This is a genomic window from Ralstonia sp. VS2407, assembly GCF_052950655.1.
Genome location: NZ_JBRFVG010000112.1, coordinates 1 through 556 on the forward strand (window position 1 = coordinate 1; position 556 = coordinate 556).

At 72.1% G+C, this 556-nt stretch carries 1 protein-coding gene; it reads right to left on the minus strand.

The genetic code is table 11. The features are described 5' to 3' along the window. Nucleotides 1-556, minus strand: a 556-nt coding sequence (locus tag ACU8YE_RS24120; protein ID WP_446929884.1) for a substrate binding domain-containing protein, incomplete at both ends; no start/stop codon positions are given.

Genomic DNA, 556 nt, shown 5'->3' on the forward strand with positions numbered 1-556 from the left:
GCGGGCGGCTCGTATAGACGAGCTGCAGCCCGAGCCCGGCGCCGGAGCGTTGGTAGGCCGGCAGCACGCGCGCCAGCTTGCCTTCGTCGATCGCCGCCGCGGCGAGCACCCGCGGCACCAGCGCGATGCCGAGGCCGGCGAGGCACGCCTGCATGACCACGCGCATGTCGTTGACCGAGAAACGGCTGTCGATCGAAATCTCCTGCGTGCCGCGCGGCCCCTGCAGGCGCCACATGCTGCGTCCCTGGCGGCTCGACACCGTGAGGCAATCGTGGTCGGCCAGCTCGCGCGGCGTGCGGGGCGTGCCGCGTCGTTCGAGATAAGCGGGGCTGGCGGCGAGGATCATCGTGCCCGGCGCGATCCGGCGCACGCGGAAGCTGCCGCCGGTCTCGATGCCGATGCGCAGTGCGAGGTCGATGCGCACGGTTCCGGCCGGTTCCTGCCCGTCCGCATGCTGCCGTTCGATCTCGAAGATCCGGTCGAGTGCCGGCGCGTAGCGCTCGAACAGCGCCAGGCCCTCGGTGCTCGGCGCCAGCTTGCGGGTCGAGCGATGCAG